The sequence below is a fragment of the Corynebacterium sp. MSK158 genome (genome assembly GCF_030229085.1).
GTDB lineage: Bacteria > Actinomycetota > Actinomycetes > Mycobacteriales > Mycobacteriaceae > Corynebacterium.
On the sequence record NZ_JASPHJ010000041.1, the window covers coordinates 1 to 380 of the forward strand.

At 53.9% G+C, this 380-nt stretch carries 1 rRNA gene; it reads left to right on the forward strand.

Going from position 1 to position 380, the window contains the following annotated elements:
• A 23S ribosomal RNA gene (locus tag QP915_RS11610) occupies positions 1 to 380 on the forward strand; the annotation flags it as partial.

Genomic DNA, 380 nt, shown 5'->3' on the forward strand with positions numbered 1-380 from the left:
GCTCGTGTGTTGTTGTTAGGTGAAGTGGTTTGGAATGGCCTGCCGGAGAAGGTGAGAGTCCTGTAGTTGAAGACAATGGCATGTGGGTTGTTGGGTTGCCCGAGTAGCAGCGGGCTCGTGGAATCTGCTGTGAATCTGCCGGGACCACCCGGTAAGCCTAAATACTCAGTGTGACCGATAGTGTATGAGTACCGTGAGGGAATGGTGAAAAGTACCCCGGGAGGGGAGTGAAATAGTTCCTGAAACCATGTGCTTACAATCCGTCAGAGCACCGTGTGTGTGATGGCGTGCCTTTTGAAGAATGAGCCTGCGAGTCAGCGGCATGTCGCGAGGTTAACCCGTGTGGGGTAGCCGTAGGGAAACCGAATCCTAATGGGGTG